A 24,670-nucleotide genomic window follows, 5' to 3' on the forward strand; every position below is an offset into this window, starting at 1 on the left:
TTTATTCCTCCATTAATACTTTTTTATTTTTTTCTTTTCCTGCTTCGATGCTTCATATGCCTTATTTATTTTTTTATTATCAGATACTGAAGCATTCCCCACATGCCACCATGAATCATATCCATCTGTCATTGTTTTAGGTAACACCTTTATATCTATTAATGTCGATACTGTCTGCTTTTTACTGTCTTCCAGTGCCTCTATTAACTCCTTCTCATTCTTAACATTATATGTCTTACATCCATAAGATCTTGCATTCATAGCAAAATCAATGGGGATCAGTTCCCCGTCTAAGTTTCCTGTTTCTGCATTTCTATACCTAAATTCAGTTCCAAAACTTCCCATTCCATTTCCCATTTGAAGATTATTTATACAACCAAAAGCCATATTATCCATTAAGATTATATTTATCTTTTGTTTTTCCTGAATAGAAGTAACCAGCTCCGAGTGCAGCATCTGATATGATCCATCTCCAACCAGGGCATATACCTCTTTAGTCGGTTCAGCTATTTTAACCCCCAGAGCTCCTCCAATTTCATATCCCATACAGGAATAGCCATATTCCATATGATAGTCATTTTCACCCCTGGTTTTCCACATTCTCTGCAGGTCTCCAGGTAAACTTCCTGCAGCTCCTACAACTATTGAATTTTCCAGATTTTTATTTAATACCCCTAAAACATTAGTCTGGGTCAGGGATGAATTGGTATCTTTTTTAAACTCTTCCAATACATGGTCCAGTCCTCTTACTTCCGGAATAAAGTTTTCACCATAAGTTATATCCGCTAATCTATTCCACTCTTTTTCCCAAAGTTCCTTAAGGTCTTTAATTTCATTTTTATACTCTGTTTTATAACTGTCCAGCAAAGATTTTCTTAATTTTTTTAATGTCTTCCCGGCATCAGCAGTAATTTTAATCCCGTCTAGTTTTTGTGAATCAAAACCAGCAATATTAATATTTAAAAATTTTACATTTGGATTTTGAAAGATCCATTTAGATGCAGTTGTAAAATCAGTGTACCTCGTTCCTACTCCTATTATTAAATCTGCATCCTTCGCTATTCTGTTAGCTGCTAAATTCCCAGTTGTTCCCAGTCCTCCCAAATTCATACTATGATCTGAGGAAATAGCTCCTTTCCCAGCTTGAGTTTCACCAAAGGGAATATTAAATGTCTCACTAAATTCTTTAAAAGTTCCCTCTGCCTCGGAATATTTCACTCCTCCTCCACAGATTAACATAGGTTTTTTAGAAGCTTTAATAGCTTCTATTGCATCCTTTATCATGAAATCTGTAGGCATTATTCTTTCTATCCTATGAATTCTTTTTTTAAAAAATCCATGTGGATATTCATAACTTTCCCCCTGAACATCTTGTGGCAATGATATTGTCACAGCACCTGTATTTATAGGATCAGTCAATACTCTCATGGCATTTAACAGAGCCGTCATAAGCTGCTCAGGTCTATTAATTTTGTCCCAGTATTTAGATACTGGTTTAAAAACATCATTTGTTGATATCGTTAAATCATGAAATTGCTCGATCTGTTGTAATACTGGGTCAGGCTGTCTGCTTGCAAATGTATCCCCAGGAAATAAGAGTAACGGTATCCTGTTTGCAGACGCAGTTGCCGCTGCAGTCACCATATTTGCAGCTCCCGGACCTACTGAACTTGTACATGCTATTATCTTTTTTCTCTTATTTTGTTTTGCAAAGGCCGTTGCTGCATGAGCCATTCCCTGCTCATTTCTTCCCTGATAGACTTTTAAACCATGGTTTCCTTCTTCCAAGGCCTGGCCTAATCCAAGAACATTACCATGCCCAAAGATTGTAAAAATTCCTTCTATGAATTTACTCACTTCTCCATCAAATTCAACATATTGATTATCTAAAAATTTAACAAGAGCTTGAGCTGTTGTTAATTTAATTGTATTCATATTTACCCTTCCTATTTAGATTTGATATTTTTATTTTTCAGGCCAAATTTTATTTTCCTTATCATGCAGCCATGTATGTGCATCATCGTCAATTCGTTTTGTCCAAGGGTTTTTGTCTAAATGTCTGATCATCCAGCAATAATACATCCCATATCCCGGAGCTGATGTTTGAGGATGTGTAAAACCACCATCTATCATTAAAGCTGAGTTATTTTGTATTTTATATACATTTTCTCCTACAAATGCTCCTCCAAAACCCTGAGGTTTTGTGAATTTATAAAAATAAATTTCCGGCTGAGCATGACTGTGGGGTGGATAACTTGACCATTTCCCAGGATATGTTATTACTTCTCCTAAAACCATATTTGAATAGGGAGCATTTTCATATTTAAAAATATCCCTTACAAGTCTCCTTGCAGTTCCATCCATTATCCCGTCTCCAAAAATATTATCTTTGCAGTCTTCCGGGGTATATAATTTGGAATCAAATAAATTATGATTTATGGTTTTTTGAACTCCTATTTCTCCGTCTTCGATAAACTCTATAATCACCTTTTTATCATTTGAAACATGCAGTGTGTAAGGACCACAGTCAAAAACATTTTCCCTTTCCGCAAGCAGTTCTTCCCCTTCCCATAAAAATTTTATTTTCCCCTGAAAAAGGATAATTGCCGTTTCTTTATCCCTGTCATATAATTCTACTTTTTCTCCAGCCTTCATTTTGTATACACCAAAATCCATAAGCATTGATCTATTTTTTCCATCATCTTTTGATATAGAATTATATCCGTATTTAAATTCATTATTACTTTGATGCTCAAGCATAATTAGTTTCTCCTTTTGAATTTTATAAGTTTCTTTTAATTTAAGATTTAATTTTATTCTTTCTCATATCAAATACAACTGCTGCTACTATAATAAATCCTTCTACAATTTGCTGGATAAATGCATTGATTCCCAAAAGGGTGAATCCATTTGCCATTACTCCCAATATTAAGGCTCCTATTACAACACCCCATACAGTTCCTAAGCCTCCTGAATGACTGGTTCCTCCTATTGTTGCCGCTGCTATGGCTGTAAGTTCTATCCCAGTAGCTGCTGCCGGCTGAATACTTCCGCCTGTTCTTCCCATAAAGATTACTGCACACAGACCCGCCATCAATCCGGCATAAGCATAGATAAGCACTGTATTTCTTTTAACCTTAATCCCTGATATTTTTGCTGCATTTATATTCCCGCCGATTGCATAAACACTTTTTCCAAATTTTGAATAATTCATAATAATAAATGTAATAATTATCATAATTCCATAGATAATAACCGGAACAGGAATGACATTAAATATTCTAGATCCAAAAAATGTTATGGAATGATTAATACTGCTTATTGGTTTCCCGCCTGTATACATAAGTGCTGCTCCCCTTGCTGCAGTATACATTCCCAATGTTGCGATAAAAGCTGGCACCCCGGTATAAGCTATCAGTCCACCATTTATGGCTCCACATAGGGCTCCCAATAATAAAGCTACTATTATCGGCACTATTATCGGCAGTTCCGGTAAACCCGGAAACATCCTGTCAAAGGCGTCCATTGTCTGTCCCAAACTCCCTGCCACAACTCCGGCAAATGCAAGAACCGATCCTACAGAAAGGTCTATTCCCTTAGAAACAATTACAAGAAGCATCCCCAATGCCAATATCCCATAGATAGAAGACTGGGTTATTAAATTAAATATATTTCTAACGGACAGGAAATTAGGTCTTAAAATGGATAAAACCAATACCATACCCATAAGAATCAAAACTATTCCATATTTTTTCAGTAATTCATTTGTATTTTCATTTAGTAAAAATTTTTTTTCATTTTTTATAACAGTTTCTACTGCCATTCTTTAGCCTCCTTAATTATATTAATGTCAATTTTAATTTTTCTTTATTTGTAATATTTCTGTAATCATTTTTTTTATTGGTTGCATATTCCATGAGCTTTTCTTGGGTCAACTCATCATCATTATCAAGAATCCCTGTAATTTTCCCCTCATGCATCACTACCACACGGTCAGCCATCCCTAAAATTTCAGGCAATTCCGAAGAAATCATTATTACACTCTTTCCTTCACAGGCTAATTTTGATATCAATCTGTGAATTTCAGATTTTGCTCCTACATCTATTCCCCTTGTAGGTTCATCTAAAATAAGTATATCCGGATCTGTTAAAAGCCACCTTGCTATCAGTACCTTTTGCTGGTTTCCCCCGCTTAGATTTCCTATTTTATGGTTTAAACTTGGAGTTTTTATCCCCAACGCCGATATATACTTTTCTCCGTCTTCTTTCATTTTTTTATAATTTATTAATTTGTTAGGATTTATATAGGCATCTATATTGACTATAGTCATATTGTCTTTCACCGACAACATCGGAAAAATACCCGTTTCTCTCCTATCCTCTGTCAATAAGGCCATTTTATTCTTAACAGCTTTAGATGAGGAATCCATATTTATTTTTTCATTGTCTATTAAAATTTCTCCATTAATAATCGAACGAACACCGAACAGGGCTTCCATTACCTCTGTTCTCCCGGCACCAATCAATCCGGCAAAACCTAAAATTTCTCCTTTTTTCAGGTTAAAAGAAACATTTCTAAAATGATTTCCATCACTTAAGTTTTTTACCTCTAATTTTGTTCCGGATATCTCACTGGGTGTCTTGGGAAACAAGTCCTCTATGTCACGTCCTACCATCATCTTGATCATTTCATCCATGGACATATCTTTGCTGGGCTTGCTGCCTATATAATTCCCATCACGAAAAACCGTAATCGTATCAGCTATCTTAAATATTTCATCTAATTTATGGGAGGTATATATTATGCTTCTTCCCTCAGATTTCAATTTAAATATTATTTTAAATAACTGATCTATTTCTCTGTCTGTAAGTGCTGAAGTTGGTTCATCCATTATGATTAACTTGGCATCGTATGATATTGCTTTTGCTATTTCTATCATTTGTATCTTTGCAATACTTAAATCTTTCATCAAAGTTTTAGGGTTTATGTCCAAATTTATCATCTTCAATACTTCTACGGTATTTTTATACATAATCTTGTGATCAATTAAACCCAATTTATTCTTAGGTTCTCTCCCAAGCCAGATATTTTCCATGATAGACCTGTATAATATCGGACTTAATTCCTGATGTATCATTGAAATCCCTGATTTTAATGCTGTTTCTGTATCATATTTTTTCATTTTTTTACCGTTAAAAATAATCTCTCCCGATGTCTGTCTGTGTATCCCTATTATGCACTTCATAATAGTTGATTTTCCGGCACCATTTTCTCCCATGAGAGCATGAATTTCTCCGGTTTTAACCTTTAAATTAACTCCCTTCAATGCCATTACACCTGGAAATTTTTTAACTATCTTATCCATTTCTAAAATATATTCATTAACCTCCACTACATCACTCCTTATCCTATTTAAAATTCAAAGAATGTTAACTTAAAATCATATTTTAAGTTAACATAATTTCAAATAATATTTTTTACTTAAAATCATTTAAATTTTCTTTGGTAATAAGTTTGAATGGAATATAAGTTATTTTATTTGCAACTAATTTTCCTTGAATAACATCAATAACATTTTTGGCTGCTGTTGACCCTTGACCTTTAGCATCTTGAAATACCGTAGCACTAAGTTCTCCTTTTTCCACGGAATTAAGAGCATCAGGTGTAGCATCTAACCCAATAACTTTAACTTTTTCTAACAAACCATTACTTTTTAAAGCTTCAATTGCACCCAATGCCATCTCGTCATTATTTGAAATAATTGCAGAAATATCATCTCCATATGTTGTAATCCAGTTTTCAGCAATTGCTAATCCTTTGTCTCTTTGCCATAAACCAGTTTCTTCTGCAAGTACTTTAACTTCAGGATATTTTTCTTTTATTACTTCTTTTACACCGAGAGTTCTCTTTAGGGCACCTTCATTTCCTAAAATTCCCATAAGAATTGCAATATTTCCCTTACCATTCATTTCTTTCCCTATAAAATCCATCTGCATTTGTCCGCCTGTAATTTCATCGGCACCGACATAATAAACATTTTCAGGCATTTTATCTTCTTTTCCTGCATATGGATTTCTATTTACATAACATAGAGGAATTTTGGCGTCTATGGCAGCATCGGTAATAGGTCCCATAGCACTTGTATCAGTAGGAACTACTATTATAGCGTCTACATTTCTTTCTATTAACGAATTTACTAAGTCTTGCTGCTTGATAACATCTTCTTTTGCATTTTCTATAATAAAATTAACATCATTTTCTTCTGCATAGGCTTGTGCTGCATCTAATATAAAGGTCTGGAATGTGTCATTTAAATTATTGATAACGTAAGCAACTGTTGGCTTTTCGTTGTCTATTTTTTGAGCTTCCTCCTTGGATGATTCTCCGCATCCCTGAAGTAATCCCATTGTCAAAACTAACCCTATTATCATTAATAATTTTTTCATTAATTTTCCTCCTAAGTTAAAATCATGAAGTTCCCATAACAAAATTTCTAATCAACATCTATTTTATTAATTTTCTTGAATATCAATGAGTTTACCTGTCTCAAATGACTCCTTGCAGGCATAGGCTATAATTGTAGTTCTTGTCCCATCATATACAGTTACCTCTGGTTTTCTTTTATTTATAATACAGTTTACAAATTCTTTTAATTCATCTACATATGCAGTTTCAAATCTTTCCAAGAAATCCTGGGAACATTCTTTTCTCACACCACTGGGATCCAAAACTTCCACTAAATTTTTCTGGGGGACATTGGCAATTCTTAATATTCCCTCTGTTCCAATGATTTCAGTTTCAACATTATATCCGTGAGGAGCCGTTCTTCCGGCAAAGATAAATGCCATTGCATCATTTTTAAATTTTAAAAGTGCAGATACATTGTCCCCATCTTTATGTTTTCCAAACTCATCATGCTTATAGCATCCGCCTATCCCCCATGTTTGAATGGGTTCGGAATCTAGAAGCCATCTCGAAAGGTCTATATCATGTACTGCCATATCGATAAATTGCCCCCCTGAATGTCCTGCATAGGCAATTGCTCCGGCTATTGCAGACTCTGGATCCTGGCTGTATCCTCTGAATAAAAATGGTTTCCCTATTTTCCCCTGGTCTATCATCTTTTTAGCGTATACATATGAAGGATCATAGCGTCTCATAAATCCCAGCATAAACACCTTATCTGGATGGTTTTCAATGGCCTTTTCTGCTCTTTTACACTCTTCCAATGTTATTCCCAAAGGTTTTTCAGAAAAAACATGCAGCCCTGCCTTCAATGCTTTTTCAATCTGGTCACAGTGCAGATGTGATGGCGAACATAGGAACACTGCATCTAATTCATTGTTTTTAATCATCTCGTCAAAATCAGTATATCCATATGGGACACCCCATCTTGTTTTAACTTCTTCTACTCTTTCCTCTTCAATGGCACAAATAGCAGTCAATTCTGCTTCAGGAATTTTAAAAGCAATGTTTTCAGCATGTTGAATTCCAAGTCTTCCAAGACCCACCATTCCAAACTTAATTTTTTTCATTATTCATCCTCCTAAAAGTTTTTCCAATAATTTAAAACGTTTTAAAAAAGTTTCTATTAATTAAATACTTCTTTTTTTTTTATTTGTCAAATCTTTTTATAACTTATTTAGAACAAAAGAACCAAAAAAATATACAAATATGTCTTTTAACTGCTATTTTTACTGATTTAGATTAAATTATTGCAAGCTGAAATATTGTATTAAGTTATTTTTTTAACAGTTTTTTATTTAATAATTTGATATTTAAAACGTTTTAAGTTATAATTTTAAAATAAGAATTAAAATTATTGGGGGAATCCAGATGGGAGTTACACTTAAAAATATTGCCAGCCAGTTAGGTTTGTCTTATACCACGGTATCCAGGGCTTTAAATAATCACAAAGAAATAAAGCCTTCTACCAGAAAACTGGTAAAAGAAACGGCTGATTCCATGGGATATGTACCTAATTCAATAGCCCAGGGATTGGTTATGAAAAAAACCAAAACTCTTGGTCTTATTCTTCCGGATATAACCGATGGCTTCATGGCAGAATTAGCAAGGGAGATTGAAATAGTTTCTAACCGTGCCGGGTATACAATATTTCTCTGTAATACCAACTGGAGTAAGGAACGGACAAGGGATTATGTAAAGAAATTAATAGAAAGAAGGGTAGATGGTATCATTATGATCCCTACATCCAATGATATAAGTTTTTTAGAGACTGCTCTGAAATATGATACGAGAATTATATTTATAGGTTCAAGTTTGAAAAAAATAGAGGTTAAGTCCATCCAGATAGACAACTACAAGGCGATAAAAATAGCTATCTTTCATCTTCTAGGGAAAAACAAAAGAAAAATCGCTTATCTTGGAGGGGGAAAAGAACTTTTTGCCAACGAGGAAAGATTTTTGGCCTTTAAAAAAATATTAACAGATAATAACCTGTTTGATCCGAAACTTATAGCAAACTCACACGAATTTAGAAAAGATGGTTATTTACTGGTAGAAGAACTCTTAAAGAAAAAAATAAAATTTGATTCAATTATCGCTTTTAATGACGTTATCGCAATGGGAGCCATAAAAAAATTAAAAGAATTGAATATAAAAGTCCCAGAAGACGTAGCAGTTATTGGATTCGATGACAGTCCAATTTCTAAATTTTTAGGAGACGGATTATCTACTATAAAACAACCCATCGAAGAAATGGCCAAATTAGCCTTCAATGAAGTTATAAAAAGTAAGGATAATAAAAGAATTCTGCTAGACCCTATTTTTATTCAAAGAAATAGTTCTTAACTATTTAGCAGTGTAAATAATTTTTAGATATTCGAATAAACTTTAAAGGATAAATAAAAAATCCACCTAGGAATCTACCTAGGTGGATTTTTTTATGCTCTTTTGTGTTTAGAACCAATCAATTTTTTATTCTTTTGTCCAGTACTCATACTATACAAAAAAATACCTAATCCGATAAAGATAATTCCTATAATCATATTTGTACTTAAAACTTCTCCGAAAACCATAACAGAAATAAAAATAGTAGAAATACTCTGGGTAGACAATATTACAGAAGCTTTTTCAGCATCTACAAATTTTAGTGCTTGATTCTGTGCTGTATATGCAAAAGCTGTAACTACAATACTCAGATATAATATATTCATTGTTAAAGCTTTCGTCAAAGGAAAAGGCTTTTCATTAAACACATTAATAAATATCAAAGAAAAAAAGCCGCATAAAAACATCTGGATAACAGAAAGTTTTTTATAGGACATCTTATTAGAATTTTGTTCTAAATATACTATGTTTAAAGCAAAACAGAAACCACTTAAAATCGAATAGAAGTCCCCTATACTAAATCCATTGAGCGAAAGACCATTTTTATTGACATAGAAGATCCCAATTATTATGAGGAGTGAATAGGATATATTTATTGCACTAAATTGCGCTTTTTTTAAAACTCTTTTAATTATTAAGGTGAATATTAAATAGGAAGAAAATAGTGCAGCACCTCTTGATGATGATATATAGAGTAGCCCATAGCTCATAGTAAAGAACATTATAAATACAAATACAGATGACCAAAAACATATTTTTATCTCCTCTATACTTAACCCTTTGAGTTCTTTAAAATATATTATGGATAATATCAGTCCACCGATAAAAAATCTAACAGTCAATAAAGAGAAGACCCCTACCCCTAAATTAAAAGAATATTCCATGGAAGGATAGGCACTCCCCCAGATTAATGAAGCAAAAATCAATAATACAGTCCCATATAAATTGGCCACTTTATTTCCCTCCCTATTTAAAAATAAAATTTCTTCAAATATTATTTCAGTACAATTCTCTTTAAATAAAAATTTCCATCTTTTTTAATCGCGATTAACTTATTAGTAAGGTTATAGTTCATAAATTCACACAAGTCAATACAGCAGCCTGATGAAATAAAGATTTTAACTAATAAACAAACTAAAGCTTACTAAATATAGCTGAACAGATAGATTTTTTTATTTCATTTAATCCTCTCTATTCTTTTATTTTAAAAAAAAAATTAATTTTAAACTTTTTCCACCTAAGTGGCGTCTGATAAGTATAAGCAAATGAAAATAATATTTTTTTCATTTCTTTCTTTCCTTAAAATAAAATATAAAAATAAAAACCTCTTAACTGTGTGACTATTACAGTTAGGGGGTCTTTATTTTTTTGACTATATTTAAAAATAAATTCCATAGCAGATTAAGTCCCCTATAATTTATAGGTATATCCAATGACTTAAATAAAATCTAATATAGATCTTAGAGGATTTAGGTTGCTCATTCCGTAATAATATACATGAGTTTTAATAACTATTAATTGCTGGAAAAGGAGGATATAACATGTTAAAAAGTGGGAGAACACCCTTACTGAGAGCACATAAACTTGAGAAGCTGTTAGATGTAGGAGAGATCTATATAAAATTAGAAGGTGCAAATCCAGCGGGTCATAAGCATGACAGGATAGCTGAGGTACTAGTAAAAGATGCCATTGCTCACAAATATACAGGAATTGTTGTAAATGGTTCAGTCAGTTATATTAATTCTATCTTATATTACGCTGCTCTGGAAAATTTAGATATTGTGATTCCCTTATTTAAGGGAGAAAGGTGGAAAATAGTAAAATTTAAAGATCAGGGAATCCTGGATTTAAGATCTTTAAAATATAAATCACAATTAGAAATAATAACAAAAACTGCAGAAGATAAAGATTATTACCTGGCAGCTGAAGGTTATACCAATACTCATATAAACCAAATGATCTTGGAAAACTTAACAGATGAGATTTTCAAGAAGCTGAATTATAGAGTAGATACTATATATACCCAGTTAAGCTATGGGTATACATTAACCAGTATACATAACTATTTACTAAAAAAATGGATGAATGGTGAAATAGAAAACTTTTCAAATATTATATGTGGAACCTGGGGAAAAGGAAATGCAGTATTTCAATACTTTCAAAGGACTAAAGAAATTAAAAATAACGTTCTTGAAGGATTTAAAGATAAAGAGTTATCAAGAAATCATATATTATTGGATATAGAATTATTGGAACAGACTTTTCTCGACATCAATGAAACCGATGGTGAGGTTATTTCCATCAGCAAAGAACTGTTAAAAGAAAGTGTAAAAATTTTAAGACAGAAGGAGCAGATAAAGGTAAATGAACAGGAGGCATATTCTTTTGCAGCTTTTTATAAATTAGTTAAAGATAAAAAAGTAAAAAATGGAAGACATGTAATTATCCTGAATGAGGGCAAGAGTATCATAAATATTGAAAATTTAAATGACTACGATGAGGTTTCTAAAGACAAATTGGTCAAATTAACCCGGGAATTACTGGTGCAATATTCAGATTCTGTAGCAGAAACAGAGGATGCAATAAAAAATGCTATCGATAAAGGGTTTATATTATTAGCTTCTCGTAACGGTATATATGAAGGTGTCTGTATTATTGTCAATCTGGGGTTTGAAGAATTCATACCAAAATATCATTTGGCATATATCGGAACCAATAAAGTAAGCAAGGGAAGGGGAGTCGGAACTGAATTAATACAACGTGCTATTGATCTAACCGATGGCAATCTATCGCTCCATGTAGATTTAGATAATAAAGGAGCTAAAAAACTATATAAAAGGCTCGGATTTAAACATGCTTATAATCGTATGATCTACCAGGGTGAAATATAGACTTATTCTAAATTGAAACCTCACTGAAAAATAAAACTTTACTTTCTGTAACATTTATGGTATTATATTTGTAGTAACAGAGAGTCAGACAAGAGCTTCATTGGTTAAGAAACCCTTTCAGAGGGTTGAAAGTTAAATGGATTTTAAGAAAAACTTATCTGTATTAAAATTTTACGGAGGTAACAAATGTTAAAAGGAACAGTTAAATGGTTTAATGAGGAGAAAGGATTTGGATTTATTTCAGCAGAAGACGGAAACGATTACTTCGCACATTTTTCTCAAATCAACAAAGAAGGATTTAAAACTTTAAACGAGGGAGAAGAAGTAACTTTCGAAATCACTCAAGGCGATAAAGGTCCTCAAGCTTCAAAGATCGAAACTGTATAATTATATATAATTTTGAATATTCAAAGTGGTAGAAATTTCTACCACTTTTTTTATTTTAAATTTTTCCACAATCATTGCATCAGAATCATATATTTACCTAAGTAATTATAGCCTGTTATGATAAGTAATAATATTTTTTATGAACAATTTAGTAACTTTTGAAGAGGAATAAAAAAAAGTGATTGTATATTATAAGAGTAAATATTTAGTGCATAATTGGTGGTATCAAGAGGAGGAATAAAAATGATTTTACCGATATCAAAAATAGTAGAAATTAAGTGGACTGCCGTAATGATAGATGACGAAAGCCTTAGGGATTTAATCTGGGAGGCATTGAAACTGGCGGCAGCTGAGAAAGATGTCACTCTCTCATCCAACCCTTATAACTTGTTCACACATGAACTGATGCTGATAACAAAGTTGACAGCAATAAATAAAGGAATTATAGAGCTGAAGTGGATAGATCATCTCGTGAATCTGAGAGAACTTGATCTCAGTCAAAATAAGATAGTAAATCTAGAGGGAGTGAAGTTCCCTGGCACCCTGACAGAACTTAATCTCAATCACAACCAGATAGCGAACCTGAAAGGTGTAAAGTTCCCTGATAGCCTGACAAGCCTTGATCTTAATAACAACAAGATAGCTAGCCTAGAGGGAGTAAAGTTCCCCGGTGGTCTAATAGAACTTAATCTCAAGCACAATCAGATAGCTGACTTGGAGGGTCTAAACTTCACCGGTCTTGATAACCTGACTATTCTTGGTCTTAATAACAACAAGATAGCGAGTCTTGAGGGGATGAAGTTCCCCGATAGCTTGACAACTCTCCATCTTTTTAGCAACCAGATAGCTAACTTGGATGGTCTAGACTTTACTGGTCTTGATAACCTAGCTGTTCTTGGTCTTAATAACAACAAGATAACGAATCTCGAAGGGATAAAGTTCCCCGATAGCCTGACAACTCTCCATCTTTTTAGCAACCAGATAACAAACCTAAAGGTAGTAAAGTTCCCCGATAGCCTGCAAAGCCTTGATCTTCTCAGCAATAAAATAACGAGCTTAGAGGGGGTGAACTTCCCTAATAACCTACAGAGTCTCGATCTCCTCAGCAACCAGATAACGACCTTGGAGGATGTAGAATTCCCTGATAATCTACAGAATCTCGATCTTTCTAATAACCAGATAGATACAGTTGCCGGATTTGAAAAAGCATTCTCTAAACTTAATAAGTTTTTTCATGTCTGTATGCGTAGCAACCCTATCACAGAGAATTCAGAATACCGTACGGTAACACTTAAGATAGAAGCAGATAACCCACACATCAACTTTACTCCTAGGTAGATAAAAGATAGGTTCAGCAGATTTATACAATGATAATTGTGAAGAGGCAAGAATTAAAATAAATTTTGCTAATTTAAGTACTCAAAAAAAAGTCTACCAATTAAGGTAGACTTTTCTTATTAAATATAATTTAGGAGTATTTAAAAATAAATTCTCTGCAACCTCTTTATTTTCAATGATTTTTATAGATACAAATCTATTCCCACTCTGTAATTTTAATCTTTTTTGTACTCTCAACCTCTGTTTTTGATACTTTATATCCCATTATTCTCACATAAATCAATTTTAAATTTATGTTTCAAAAAATATTAGTACGTTTTTAGTACTTTATTTTTTTTAAATTCTATTTTTAATAATCCCAAAAGTTACTATCATCTACACTGTCCATAATAAATTTTGATTAATAGCTCAATATACTCTTCATTATTAAATTGATTAGGATTTCCAATTGTACAAATATCTTTTTCTATATCTCTTAAAAAGTTTGGAATTAGTTTTTTATAATCTTTAAACTCTATACCTAAATCTTTAAAAGAATTTGGAATTTTCATTTCCTTTTTTAAAATACTAATCAACGCTATCAAAGAATTCTTACCTTCCTCTATATTTTCTGAAGGCAACCCTAACATTTTAGAAATTTCAAAATAATATTCATGAGCATTTTTATTACTTTCTATTACATAAGGCATTATTATTGCGTTTGATCTCCCATGAGATAAATGAAAATTAGATCCCAAAGTATGAGCTATACTATGATTTATCCCTAAAGAAGAATTATTAAAGGCTAGGCCGGCCATGCATGAAGCATGCTGTATTTCTTCTCTAGGTTTTAATAATTCAGCATTCCCATAATGCTTTAATAAATTTTTATAAACTATTTTAATTGCTTCTAAAGATAAAGCATTCGTAAACGAATTCCTAGAAGTAGATACATATGCTTCTATTGCATGAGTTAATACATCCATTCCAGTATCAGCAATTACGACTCTAGGTAAAGTTTTCATAAACTCCGGATCTAATATTGCCATAGTTGGTAACATTTCATCATCAGCTAAAGCTATTTTATTATTTTTATTTGTAATAACACTATAAGAAGTTACTTCTGAACCTGTCCCACTAGTTGTAGGAATTGCTATAAATGGAATTCTTTTTATATCTCCTTTATGTTCTTTTTGAATTTTATAACTAAAATAAATTATCCCTTTACAGGCATCTATAGGAGAACCACCTCCTAATGCTATTATTACTTCAGGATTAAACATAAAATATTCTTTTATTCCATCTTCTATAACTTCTATAGTTGGATTAGGTTCAACTTTATCAAATACCTTTACTTCTGATCCATTTAAATTAGATATTACTTTATCAACTAAACCTAATTTAACCATAGTCTTATCCGTCACTATAAGAATTTTTTTTGATTTCAAATTGTTAATCCATACTAAAGATTCGCACCCGTACTTTATTTCAGGTTTTAATTTAAATTCTTTCATTTTATCCTCCTAGTTTTGTTCTTGCCAATTAGCTGGATAAACAACATAAATAAATTTAGCGTAATCTGGAGCACTAAATTTAATTTTTGAACCTTTAGGAATTAGCATTACATCTCCCTTCTCTCCAATTATTTCTCTTCCATCAATAATAATTTTTAATGTTCCTTCAATTATATAATCTATTTCATCATAATTTAATGTCCAGTCAAAAGTAGATTCTTTCATCTCCATCATTCCTGCCCCTATTCTTGGACTTTCAGTTAATGAAAATAAATCAGTAACATAGACTTCATCATTAGGATTTCCAGTATCAAATCTTTCTTGTTCTATTTTATTTGCTTTTATTACTCCTATGCCACTTGGATCAAAGTATTTATTTTTTGAATTTTCCTTATTACCTAATTCTGCTTCAATAACTTTTTTTATTAATATTTCTAATTCTTTTTGATTTATATCCATTATACTTCTTCACCCACTATTTTTTTATTTTTAGATGCACTATACATATATGATGCCAATGTCACAGCAGTAATTCCTCCTACTAATTTTCCTACTACCATTGGGAATATCATACTTCTATCAACTCCTGCAGTAAATCCTAAGTGATCTCCAAAAACAAAAGCAGCACTTACTGCAAAAGCAACATTTAGTACTTTCCCTTTCTCATCCATATCTTTCATTAATCCAAACATAGGAATACTATTTGCTAAACTTGCCACCATTCCTGTTGCAGAAGTTTCGTTCATTCCTAAAAGTTTTCCAAACTTTAATAAGGGTTTGTTAAATACTTTAGTAATAAAATGAACTAATGGAAACGCTCCTGCTAACGTTATTGAAACAGCCCCTATTATTTCAATTCCTTCAGATATTGGTGCCATTCCTGGTATAACTACTATTCCTGTTAAAGTTTCTATTACTATTGCTGCCAAAGCTAATGTAATAACAATTACTACTCCTTGACCAAAAATTGTAAACCCTTTTATCATTTTAGCTGGAATTTTCCATAATCCTAAAGCTATTATTCCAGCAAACAAAATTATTGGAATTAAGTTAACTAAAATTAACTCTAAACTAAATCCACCTACTAATCCACCTACTAAACAACCTAATGGTATAGTTACTACTCCTGCTAATACACCTTTTGCAAGAAATTCCCTATCTTCAACTTTTATAATTCCTAAAGCTACTGGTATTGTAAATACTATTGTTGGACCCATCATAGCTCCTAAAATAAGACCTGCAAATGTTCCTGCTTCTGGAGTTTCTGCTAATTGCATAGCTAAAGGATATCCTCCCATGTCATTAGCAAGTAATGTTGTTGCAAACATCGCAGGATCTGCCCCTAACATTTGGTATAGTGGAGAAACTATTGGTCTTAATACATTAGCTAATACTGGAGCTAACGATATAACTCCTACCATTGCTAGCGCTAGCGCTCCCATAGCCATAAATCCTTCCTCAAATTTTTCTCCATATCCATATTTATTCCCTATACATTTATCAATAGCGCCTACTGCCATAAAAAAAACCATTATATAAATAATAATATCGTTAATTCCCATTTTTTATCATCTCCTCAACTATTTTTGTAATTCTATTTACTTCTATAGTATCTACTATGTTAAATTCTTTTTCTAAGATTGTTTTAATTCTATTTTTTAAAGACATTTTTTTATTTTCTTTGGTTTCACTATAAGATAGTTTTATATCCCTCTCTTTCAAATAATCTTTTACTATAGGTGATAGAACCATATTTTTAGATACATAAAAGTCGCTACCACAAATATATTCTTCTATATTTCTTAAAGTAATTAATACCTTCTTATTCATCTCCTCCTCCTTCTTCTATTTCATCGATAATACCTATAACTAACGAATCTATAGGTACATCTTCTTCATAAGTCCCTTTTCTTGCTCCACTTCCTAGAGTCACTAGAACTTTATCTCCCTCACCTGCTCCTATATTATCACAAGCAACAATTTTTTCACCATTTTCTAGTTCAACTATCAAAAATTTGTATCCATTCAGATTATTTACTTTTCTTGTGGCCCAAACATTTCCTATTACTTTACCTATTTTCATTCCATCACCTTTTTAATAATTTGATTTCATTTTCCCTTGCAAATTCTTTGGCTAACTCTGTTATTTTTACATTTTTAGAAATCTCTATTACTTTACTAGAATTAAATTCATTTTTTATTTTTTTAAAATCTAAAATCCCTTCGGAAACATATTCCCTTTTCTTTATTATTTTTTCTTGTATTTCTAACCTTTTAGATATTTGAATTCCATATTTTTCTATCTCTTTTTCATATTTTTCATAAATCACTTTTAGATGTAATGGAATTTTTTTGTATGCTCTCCAAGCTATTCCTTCTTCTATTAAAAAAATTTTCTTGCCATTTAATAATCCTTTTAAAATTTTTTCACAATAATCACTTTCATAAGTTCCTTGAGAGAGAGCAACCATCTCTTTTATTCCAATAGTTGTAATAATTAAGTATTCACCTTTATCAGAAATTTTAAATTTCTTACTCAATTCATCTTTTAAAAGTACATCTTCGCCTATAATTTCTATATTTTTGTTCAAACTATTTTCCATTTTTATATATTTGCTTACTTCTTTTTTTATTAATTCTATTAAATTTTGTTCATTCATACTATTTCTCCGTAAGAATTTTTATTAAGGTTACATGCATTAGCTTCATCATAATCAATATGCATACTTAATTTAAAAGAATCATTTACTCTTATTAATACTTCTTCAAATATCAGTGGTCTCTCTGAATGTATTTTTACTTTAACTTTATCACTATCTTTAACATTTAATTTTGTTGCTTCTTCTAAATTCATATGAATATGATTCTTTGCGATTATTACTCCCCTTTCCAATGTTATTTGTTTATCTTTGTTTGTCACAATTAATCCAGCTGTATCTCTTATATTTCCTGAATTCCTTATTGATGGTTTTACTCCTAATTTTCGACAATCAGTCAAAGAGATTTCAACTTGAGTTTCTGATCTAGCAGGTCCTAAAACTATTACATTTTCTATTACATCTTTTGGGCCAATTATTCTAACTCTTTCTTCACAAGCAAATTGACCTGGTTGAGATAACTCTTTTTTTTTCTTTAATTCATATCCCTTTCCAAATAAATGTTCTATATCTTTATAACATAAGTGAATATGTCTTCCAGATGCCTCTATCGGTATTTTGTTTGCATTGTAATGTTCTAATTGATCTTTTACAAGCTTTACTATTTCATCAATTCCCATATTCCCCTTTTTCCTCCTTTAGCATCATTATATAAATTGCACTACTTAATCTATTTAGGGCTTTTAAAAGGTCTATCTTTTGAACTTTTGATTCTGATACAAAAGCATCTACAGCCGTCACTTCTACTTCTCTAATCAAAGTTCTTAACTTATTCAGATACAAAGTCCTCAAATTATTTTCAGATGATATACCAAAAAGGTGATCCATAGAAAAATATTTTTTAGGATTATGTGAGATTTTTCTTATTTTTTCTAATGATAAATTAAAAATTTTTAAATCTTTATCTAATTTAGTGTTTAATACTTCTGCTTTTATTATTTCATCTAAAAATTGTTTTATGCTCTTAAAATCTTCTTTTAATCCCTTGTTTTTATCAGTATTAACTTGTTTTTCGATTAGTATTAATTCTGATAAAAAATTATCTATTTTACTTCTAAAAAAAATTATTTTATGATTTTTTTTTATTAATATATTCTCTGAAAGTTGAGTCATATATTCTGGTTTTTCAAAATATACTTCCCCCATAACTCCTTTATATTTAGCAACGACACTTTTCTCTATTGAGTTTTCTGTTGTTGTTTTTTTATTTTGTTCTTGTTCATTTTTTATTTTAGTTATTTCTATTTTCTTGTCATGAAGAAATTGTTTAGCGGAGGGTGTTAATATTGCACCCTTCTCTAAATAATATTTATTAAATTCTTGTTTTTTATAGCTTTCTTTTAAACTTAATTCTGTTACTACCATATAGTTACCTACCTATTTAATAAGTCTTGTACTACTTTTTTTATTACATTTTCTATATCTATATTTGTATTTGAGCATTCTTTATTATTTAAAGTAGAAGTTTTATTAGGTTTTAGATCCTCTAACTCTCTAACTCCCCAAGCTAATCTTCTTATATTTATAAGATTTAATGGTGTAATATTATCCGATGTAGAACTGCCTCCAACTGCCCCGCATCCTAATGTAAGTGCAGGTGCTAGATTAGTTGTTCCTCCTATCCCCCCTAGAGCTCCTGGGGTATTTACTAATATTCTAGAAGCTGGTTTTTTCAATCCAAATTCTCTAATAATTGCTTTATCTTCTGAATGGATACATAATGTATGTCCTGCTCCTTCATTATTTAATATTTCTATAGATCTTTTGCAAGCGTCTTCCCAATTCTTTTCTACGTAAAAAGCTAATATTGGAGCTAACTTTTCTCTTGAATAAGGGTTTATTTTAGATACTGTGGTTTCTTCTGATATTATTACTCTTGTACCTCTTGGAATTTCAATATTTGCAAGATTTGCTATATATTCTACGCTTTTCCCTACTATCTGAGGATTCATCGTCCCATTTGCTCTCAATATAAATTTTCCTAATTTTTCTGATTGTTCTCTTGTTAAAAAATAAGCTCCTTGTTTTTTTAATTCTTCTATTACTTCTATTTTTTTTATTTCTTCTACAATAATTGATTGCTCTGAAGCACATATAACACCATTGTCAAATGTTTTACTGTCTAATATCCTTTTTACAGCAAGTTTTATATTCGCGCTTTTTTCTATAAATGCAGGTCCATTTCCAGGTCCAACTCCTATTGCTGGATTCCCTGAACTATAAGCGGCTCTAACCATTGCTTCTCCACCTGTTGCTAAAATAACTGCAGTATCTTTATGTTTCATAAGAGCTTGTGTTCCTTGCAAAGTTGGAATTTCAATTACTCCAATTAATCCCTCCGGTGCCCCAGCCTTAGATGCTGCATTTTGCATAATTCTAACGGTTTCTAGTATACAATTTTTAGCATTTGGATGAGGACTAACAACTATTCCATTTCCTGATTTTAATGCTAATAAAATTTTATATATTGTTGTAGAAGTAGGATTAGTAGATGGTATTATTCCCGCTATAACCCCTACAGGAACACCTATTTCTAAAATGTTTTCTGTTTCTTTTATTACTCCTATTGTTTTCATATCTTTTATGTATTCATACAGGTATTCAGAAGCAAACTTATTTTTAATAACTTTATCTTCCCATATACCAAAACCAGTTTCTTCTGCTGCTTGTTTTGCTAATTTATCATTATAAGAAGATACTTCTTTTGCAACAATTTTAACTATGTAATCAATTTTTTCTTGATTAAATTCAGCATATTTTTTCTGTGCACCTTTAGAAAGGGCCATTAAATCCCTAACTTGCTGTATTGACAATAAATCTTTATCCATTATTTTCCTCCTAAATATACTTTAATATTCCATTACTAGGATTATTTATTTTTCGATAACTTTTTACCTTGTATGATTCAGTCACTAAAATAATCGCTTCTTCTATAGAATCTATATTTCCAGTTATAACATAATAACTCTTTCCTGCAATACCGTAGCCTAATACTAGCTTAACTATTGCCACATCTATTTTTTTTATTAAATTATCTAAAGAGTAAAGACTTTCAGAAATATTTGAAAATTCAAATACTCCAATAGAACTTTTAATCTTTTTATTATTTTGATTTCTTATTGCTTTCAAAACATCTTCTGAGACCCCTGAGATTGATATTTTTTTTTGTTCTTCCTTTAAATTATTTAAACCTATATTTATGGATTCTGTGTCCCCTAAGATTATAAAGTAATATTTGCCTGGACACGTTGTTCCTGCTCTATATACATCAACATTTACTATTTTTAAAAATTTATCTAGTGTTTCTATTCCTTCAGGAATACTAGAAAATTCGGCTACACCAATGGAACTCATATTAATCACCTTAATTTTTAAACGGCAGAAGCTGTAACGTTATACAGCTTCTGCCAATTTAATTTTTTACTATTTAGTTATTGCTTTTGGTAAAATAATTTCAACTTCTGAATGAGGTCTTGGAATTACATGAACAGAAATTAAATCTCCAACTCTATCTGCTGCTGCTGCTCCTGCGTCTGTAGCCGCTTTAACAGCCCCAACATCTCCTCTAACTAATACAGTAACTAATCCTCCACCGATCATTTCTTTCCCTACTAATGTTACATTTGCTGCTTTTACCATTGCGTCTGCTGCTTCTACTGCTGCTACTAACCCCTTTGTTTCAATCATTCCTAATGCATTTAAAGTTGCCATAATTAATCCTCCTATATTTTTTATTTTTTATTTTTTATTTCTTTTTTTTTAGCTGTTGTTTCTTGTTTTAATTCTTTTATTTCTTTTACCACTAAATCTGTTTCTGTTTTTTCAACTTTTTCTAGTGTTTTAAAATTTTCTTTTTCAAGATTGTCTAAAATTAAATTTGCAATTGATTCACTCGGTCTAGCTATTACATTGCTACTCACATAAAGTCCTAATTTTTTAACAGATTCTTCCGCTGCTTCTATTGCTACTTTAACAGCTCCAATATCTCCAGTTATTTCGACTGTTACTATCCCTGCACTAATAAAATGCTTGTTTAAAATTTCAACATTTGCTGTTTTAGTAGCTACATCTGCAGCTTCTATAGCGCCTATTAATCCTACAGTTTCCATCATTCCTAATGCTTTCATCATTTTGCTCCTTAATACTTAGTTGGATTTGCTGCGACATACTTAACAGCATCTGCAAAAGCCTCACAAGCCGCTTTACACGCTGATTGACTTCCAGTTAATAAAGCTCCACCAAAGTTTGTTTCAGATGGTGGTCCAAAAAATGAAACCATTGTTACATCTGCAGCTTTCATTGCTGTATCTAGAGCATACATTGCTTCTAGAGGAGGAGCTATTAAATAAGCGATGGCTTCTCCTTCTTTTATTCCAGAAGTTTTTGATAAATATGTCCCAGTTCTTGAGATACAATGTGCATAATAAGCTATAGAATCATCCTCGTTAGCACTATAGAAACACGCTTCATTTTCTACAAAATCAATTATTGTATCTAAACCACTCTTTACTTCGGCAGGGGTTGGACCTGCTATAATCCCAATAACTTCTCCTGCTAATTTAGTATTTGCATTTGCTGCACCACCATAAAATGATTTCCCATAAACAACCTCTACTTCTGCCATTTTAGTAGCAGCATCAAGTGCCGTATAGGTTACATCATCACAATCTGCCGTAACAATTCCAATACTTTTATACCCATTCGGTAAATTTAATTCCTTTGCCATCTTATCATCTACATTTGGTATAACCTTTACTCCTAATACTTTTGCTTTCAACGGATCATTAATCATTTTTCCCCTCCACTAAAGTTTTAAATCTTGTCCACTAGCCTTAGCTTCCAAGCTTTGTTTTATAATATGCGCTATATGTGCACCAGCTTCCGCAGCAGATGTCCCGTTTCTATGAATATTTGAAACTACTGTTCTTTTGGCCTCTGGAATTCCTATGTACCCTTTATATGTAATATATGCACTCATACTTTCTGAAGTTGCTAGACCTGGCCTTTCTCCAATTAATACACATGTTAATTCTGCATCCACAATCTCTGAAACTTCATCTGCTGCAGCTACTCTACCGTACTTTACAAAGAATGGAGTTCCTGTTTCTATTCCATAAGATTTTAATCCATTTAATAACGATGGTAAAGTATCTTCAACGTTTGCTTCTATAGCAGTAGAACTTAATCCATCTGAAACATAAACTTGTACTTTTGGTGATTTTTTACATTTTTCTTTAATTTCTTGGACACCTGCTTCAGAAACTCTTCTTCCTAGATCAGGCCTAGTAAGATATTCATCTTTATTTTCACATCTTGTTTCTACTTTAAATAAATCATTTCTCTTTAAAAATTCGTCCGATACATCACTAAATACTGCATCTATTGCTGCAGCATGATCTGCTTTAAACCTCAATGAAGTACTCGTAAGATATCTACTCCCAGCTCTAGACACTCCTACTCTTGCAGGTGTTTTTTGTTTATATTTTAGAAATTCATTCCTATTATACAATTCTTTTAATTCACATATATCTTTAATTTCTTTTTCTGTTATGTCTTCTAGTTCCATATTGCATAATTTTTCTTCAATTATTTTGTTTTCTACTTTTGTTTCAGCCCCCATTTGTTCTAAAACTTTAGAAATTATGCCTTTAAGTTCTTTTTCTGATACCATTTTTTCCTCCTCTTATAAAAAAATTGATCCATCTCCTGATTTTTTTGTTAATTTTTCATTGTTTCTAATCCCCATCTCTTCTAGCCATAAAGAAAATTCTTTAATTGGAGTTTTATTTAATGTTTCTCTCAGAGTTTGTATATCATGATACCCTGTAGTTTGATAATTAAGCATAATATCATCTCCTACAGGAACTCCCATAAAGAAGTTACACCCTGCTGATGTTAATAATACTGCTAAATTTTCTATATCATTTTGATCAGCTTTCATATGATTTGTATAACAAACATCTACACCCATTGAAAGTCCATGTAATTTACCCATAAAATGATCTTCTAATCCCGCTCTTGTTACTTGTTTACTATCGTATAAATATTCTGGTCCTATAAATCCTACTACTGTATTAACAATAAAAGGATCGTATCTTTTCGCAAAACCATAACATCTGGCTTCCATTGTTAATTGATCTACCCCATGATGAGCATCTGATGAAAGTTCTGATCCTTGCCCAGTTTCAAAATACATTACATTTGGCCCGGCTCCAGTTCCTTCTTTTAATGCTAATTGTCTAGCTTCTTCTATCATTTTTGCATTTATTCCAAAAGCTTCATTCCCTTTTTCAGATCCCGCTATACTTTGAAATATTAAATCTGTTGGAGCTCCTTTTTTTATTGCCTCCATTTGCGTTGTAACATGAGCAAGTACACAAATTTGTGTTGGTATTTTCCATTTTCTTTTTATTTCATCAAATCTTTCTAATACTCTAATTACACTATCTACTGTATCATCTACAGGATTAAGTCCTATTACAGCATCTCCTACTCCATAACTTAAACCTTCTAAAAGAGAAATCATAATCCCATCAGGGTCATCTGTTGTATGATTGGGTTGTAATCTTGCTGCAAGAACTGTTTCTCCTCCAATAGTAGTATTACAGTGTTTAGTAACAACTATTTTTTTTGCTGTTTGTATTAAATCTAAATTGGACATTAATTTAGTTACTGCAGATATCATTTCTGAAGTAAGACCTCTTCTAATCCATTTAATATCATTTCCTTTTACCTCTGAGCTTAATAGCCATTCTCTTAATTCTTTAACAGTCCATTCTTTTATTTCATCATAAACTTTTAGATTTAAATCATCTATTATTATTCTTGTTATTTCATCTTCATCATATGGTACTGCAGGATTTTCTTTCAAATCTCTCAAGGTAATTTCAGATAAAACTACTTTAGCAGCTACTCTTTCTTTTGTTGTCTTAGCTGCAAGACCTGCTAATTCATCCCCTGATTTTAATTCATTGGCTTTAGCCATAACTTCATTAAGAGACTTAAAGTGATACTCTACGCCAAATAATTTTGTACTTAATCTCATTTATTCCA

The 24,670-nt window shown here is 31.6% G+C and carries 26 protein-coding genes; 4 read left to right on the forward strand and 22 right to left on the reverse strand.

Annotation, left to right across the window (positions count from 1 at the left end; all coding sequences use genetic code 11):
• Positions 1 to 12: 12 nt before the first annotated feature.
• The 6 genes from iolD to iolG form a co-directional block, all read right to left on the reverse strand.
• The gene (iolD, locus tag K337_RS0111760; RefSeq protein ID WP_028856780.1) at positions 13 to 1,935 is read right to left on the reverse strand and encodes a 3D-(3,5/4)-trihydroxycyclohexane-1,2-dione acylhydrolase (decyclizing); all 1,923 of its coding nucleotides are present in this window, start codon (positions 1,933 to 1,935) and stop codon (positions 13 to 15) included.
• Between the two features lie 30 nt (positions 1,936 to 1,965).
• The gene (locus K337_RS0111765) at positions 1,966 to 2,760 is read right to left on the reverse strand and encodes a 5-deoxy-glucuronate isomerase (protein WP_028856781.1); all 795 of its coding nucleotides are present in this window, start codon (positions 2,758 to 2,760) and stop codon (positions 1,966 to 1,968) included.
• 40 nt (positions 2,761 to 2,800) lie between these two features.
• Positions 2,801 to 3,823, reverse strand: coding sequence for an ABC transporter permease (locus K337_RS0111770; protein WP_037029861.1), 1,023 nt, complete (start codon positions 3,821 to 3,823; stop codon positions 2,801 to 2,803).
• Positions 3,824 to 3,839: 16 nt separating this feature from the next.
• Positions 3,840 to 5,366, reverse strand: a complete 1,527-nt coding sequence (locus tag K337_RS18410; RefSeq protein WP_211226103.1) for a sugar ABC transporter ATP-binding protein — start codon at positions 5,364 to 5,366, stop codon at positions 3,840 to 3,842.
• A gap of 112 nt (positions 5,367 to 5,478) precedes the next feature.
• Complete coding sequence (locus K337_RS0111780; protein ID WP_028856783.1) at positions 5,479 to 6,447, reverse strand: substrate-binding domain-containing protein; 969 nt, start codon at positions 6,445 to 6,447, stop codon at positions 5,479 to 5,481.
• A 66-nt stretch (positions 6,448 to 6,513) separates the two neighbouring features.
• Complete coding sequence (gene iolG, locus K337_RS0111785) at positions 6,514 to 7,536, reverse strand: inositol 2-dehydrogenase (RefSeq protein ID WP_028856784.1); 1,023 nt, start codon at positions 7,534 to 7,536, stop codon at positions 6,514 to 6,516.
• Positions 7,537 to 7,837: 301 nt separating this feature from the next.
• Here iolG and K337_RS0111790 point away from each other — a divergent pair, with 301 nt between their 5' ends.
• Positions 7,838 to 8,812, forward strand: a complete 975-nt coding sequence (locus K337_RS0111790; protein WP_028856785.1) for a LacI family DNA-binding transcriptional regulator — start codon at positions 7,838 to 7,840, stop codon at positions 8,810 to 8,812.
• Positions 8,813 to 8,904: 92 nt separating this feature from the next.
• On the opposite strand, the gene K337_RS0111795 is transcribed toward K337_RS0111790, so the two are convergent.
• Positions 8,905 to 9,804, reverse strand: coding sequence for a DMT family transporter (locus K337_RS0111795; RefSeq protein WP_028856786.1), 900 nt, complete (start codon positions 9,802 to 9,804; stop codon positions 8,905 to 8,907).
• A gap of 588 nt (positions 9,805 to 10,392) precedes the next feature.
• On the opposite strand from K337_RS0111795, the gene K337_RS19275 reads away from it, so the two are divergent.
• The 3 genes from K337_RS19275 (at position 10,393) to K337_RS0111810 (ending at position 13,467) form a co-directional block, all read left to right on the forward strand.
• The gene (locus K337_RS19275; protein WP_028856787.1) at positions 10,393 to 11,742 is read left to right on the forward strand and encodes a pyridoxal-phosphate dependent enzyme; all 1,350 of its coding nucleotides are present in this window, start codon (positions 10,393 to 10,395) and stop codon (positions 11,740 to 11,742) included.
• 186 nt (positions 11,743 to 11,928) lie between these two features.
• Positions 11,929 to 12,129 carry a cold-shock protein gene (locus tag K337_RS0111805; protein WP_028856788.1) on the forward strand — a complete coding sequence of 67 codons (201 nt, stop codon included), beginning with the start codon at positions 11,929 to 11,931 and terminating at the stop codon, positions 12,127 to 12,129.
• A 243-nt stretch (positions 12,130 to 12,372) separates the two neighbouring features.
• Entirely contained in the window at positions 12,373 to 13,467 is a 1,095-nt protein-coding gene (locus K337_RS0111810; protein WP_028856789.1) for a leucine-rich repeat domain-containing protein, read from the forward strand.
• A gap of 371 nt (positions 13,468 to 13,838) precedes the next feature.
• Here K337_RS0111810 and K337_RS0111815 read toward each other — a convergent pair whose 3' ends face one another.
• The 15 genes from K337_RS0111815 to K337_RS0111885 all read right to left on the reverse strand — a co-directional run bounded on the left by K337_RS0111815 (position 13,839) and on the right by K337_RS0111885 (position 24,662).
• Positions 13,839 to 14,960: a 1-propanol dehydrogenase PduQ gene (locus K337_RS0111815; RefSeq protein WP_028856790.1), complete on the reverse strand. Its 1,122-nt coding sequence runs from the start codon at positions 14,958 to 14,960 to the stop codon at positions 13,839 to 13,841.
• Between the two features lie 9 nt (positions 14,961 to 14,969).
• Positions 14,970 to 15,413, reverse strand: coding sequence for a cupin domain-containing protein (locus K337_RS0111820; protein WP_028856791.1), 444 nt, complete (start codon positions 15,411 to 15,413; stop codon positions 14,970 to 14,972).
• 5 nt (positions 15,414 to 15,418) lie between these two features.
• Positions 15,419 to 16,522, reverse strand: coding sequence for an ethanolamine utilization protein EutH (gene eutH / locus K337_RS0111825; RefSeq protein WP_028856792.1), 1,104 nt, complete (start codon positions 16,520 to 16,522; stop codon positions 15,419 to 15,421).
• Positions 16,512 to 16,790, reverse strand: a complete 279-nt coding sequence (locus K337_RS0111830) for a hypothetical protein (RefSeq protein ID WP_028856793.1) — start codon at positions 16,788 to 16,790, stop codon at positions 16,512 to 16,514. The genes eutH and K337_RS0111830 overlap by 11 nt, the downstream gene beginning before the upstream one ends.
• Positions 16,783 to 17,043 carry a EutN/CcmL family microcompartment protein gene (locus K337_RS0111835; RefSeq protein ID WP_028856794.1) on the reverse strand — a complete coding sequence of 87 codons (261 nt, stop codon included), beginning with the start codon at positions 17,041 to 17,043 and terminating at the stop codon, positions 16,783 to 16,785. The genes K337_RS0111830 and K337_RS0111835 overlap by 8 nt, the downstream gene beginning before the upstream one ends.
• A gap of 4 nt (positions 17,044 to 17,047) precedes the next feature.
• On the reverse strand, positions 17,048 to 17,620 hold the full coding sequence (locus K337_RS0111840) for a hypothetical protein (RefSeq protein ID WP_028856795.1): 573 nt from the start codon (positions 17,618 to 17,620) through the stop codon (positions 17,048 to 17,050).
• Positions 17,617 to 18,237: a phosphate propanoyltransferase gene (locus K337_RS0111845; RefSeq protein WP_028856796.1), complete on the reverse strand. Its 621-nt coding sequence runs from the start codon at positions 18,235 to 18,237 to the stop codon at positions 17,617 to 17,619. The genes K337_RS0111840 and K337_RS0111845 overlap by 4 nt, the downstream gene beginning before the upstream one ends.
• Complete coding sequence (locus tag K337_RS0111850) at positions 18,227 to 18,982, reverse strand: hypothetical protein (protein ID WP_028856797.1); 756 nt, start codon at positions 18,980 to 18,982, stop codon at positions 18,227 to 18,229. The genes K337_RS0111845 and K337_RS0111850 overlap by 11 nt, the downstream gene beginning before the upstream one ends.
• Before the next feature lie 8 nt (positions 18,983 to 18,990).
• Positions 18,991 to 20,445 (reverse strand): acetaldehyde dehydrogenase (acetylating), encoded by a 1,455-nt coding sequence (locus K337_RS0111855; protein WP_028856798.1) that lies wholly within the window; start codon positions 20,443 to 20,445, stop codon positions 18,991 to 18,993.
• A gap of 10 nt (positions 20,446 to 20,455) precedes the next feature.
• Positions 20,456 to 20,971, reverse strand: coding sequence for a BMC domain-containing protein (locus K337_RS0111860; protein ID WP_037029868.1), 516 nt, complete (start codon positions 20,969 to 20,971; stop codon positions 20,456 to 20,458).
• A gap of 69 nt (positions 20,972 to 21,040) precedes the next feature.
• The gene (locus K337_RS0111865; protein WP_028856800.1) at positions 21,041 to 21,328 is read right to left on the reverse strand and encodes a BMC domain-containing protein; all 288 of its coding nucleotides are present in this window, start codon (positions 21,326 to 21,328) and stop codon (positions 21,041 to 21,043) included.
• A 20-nt stretch (positions 21,329 to 21,348) separates the two neighbouring features.
• Positions 21,349 to 21,744 carry a BMC domain-containing protein gene (locus K337_RS0111870; RefSeq protein ID WP_028856801.1) on the reverse strand — a complete coding sequence of 132 codons (396 nt, stop codon included), beginning with the start codon at positions 21,742 to 21,744 and terminating at the stop codon, positions 21,349 to 21,351.
• An 11-nt stretch (positions 21,745 to 21,755) separates the two neighbouring features.
• Positions 21,756 to 22,409 (reverse strand): ethanolamine utilization microcompartment protein EutL, encoded by a 654-nt coding sequence (eutL, locus tag K337_RS0111875; protein ID WP_028856802.1) that lies wholly within the window; start codon positions 22,407 to 22,409, stop codon positions 21,756 to 21,758.
• Between the two features lie 12 nt (positions 22,410 to 22,421).
• Entirely contained in the window at positions 22,422 to 23,288 is an 867-nt protein-coding gene (eutC, locus tag K337_RS0111880) for an ethanolamine ammonia-lyase subunit EutC (RefSeq protein ID WP_028856803.1), read from the reverse strand.
• Positions 23,289 to 23,300: 12 nt separating this feature from the next.
• Positions 23,301 to 24,662, reverse strand: a complete 1,362-nt coding sequence (locus K337_RS0111885; protein WP_028856804.1) for an ethanolamine ammonia-lyase subunit EutB — start codon at positions 24,660 to 24,662, stop codon at positions 23,301 to 23,303.
• Positions 24,663 to 24,670 lie beyond the last annotated feature (8 nt).

The organism is Psychrilyobacter atlanticus DSM 19335 (assembly GCF_000426625.1).
In the GTDB taxonomy this organism is placed as follows: Bacteria; Fusobacteriota; Fusobacteriia; order Fusobacteriales; family Fusobacteriaceae; genus Psychrilyobacter; species Psychrilyobacter atlanticus.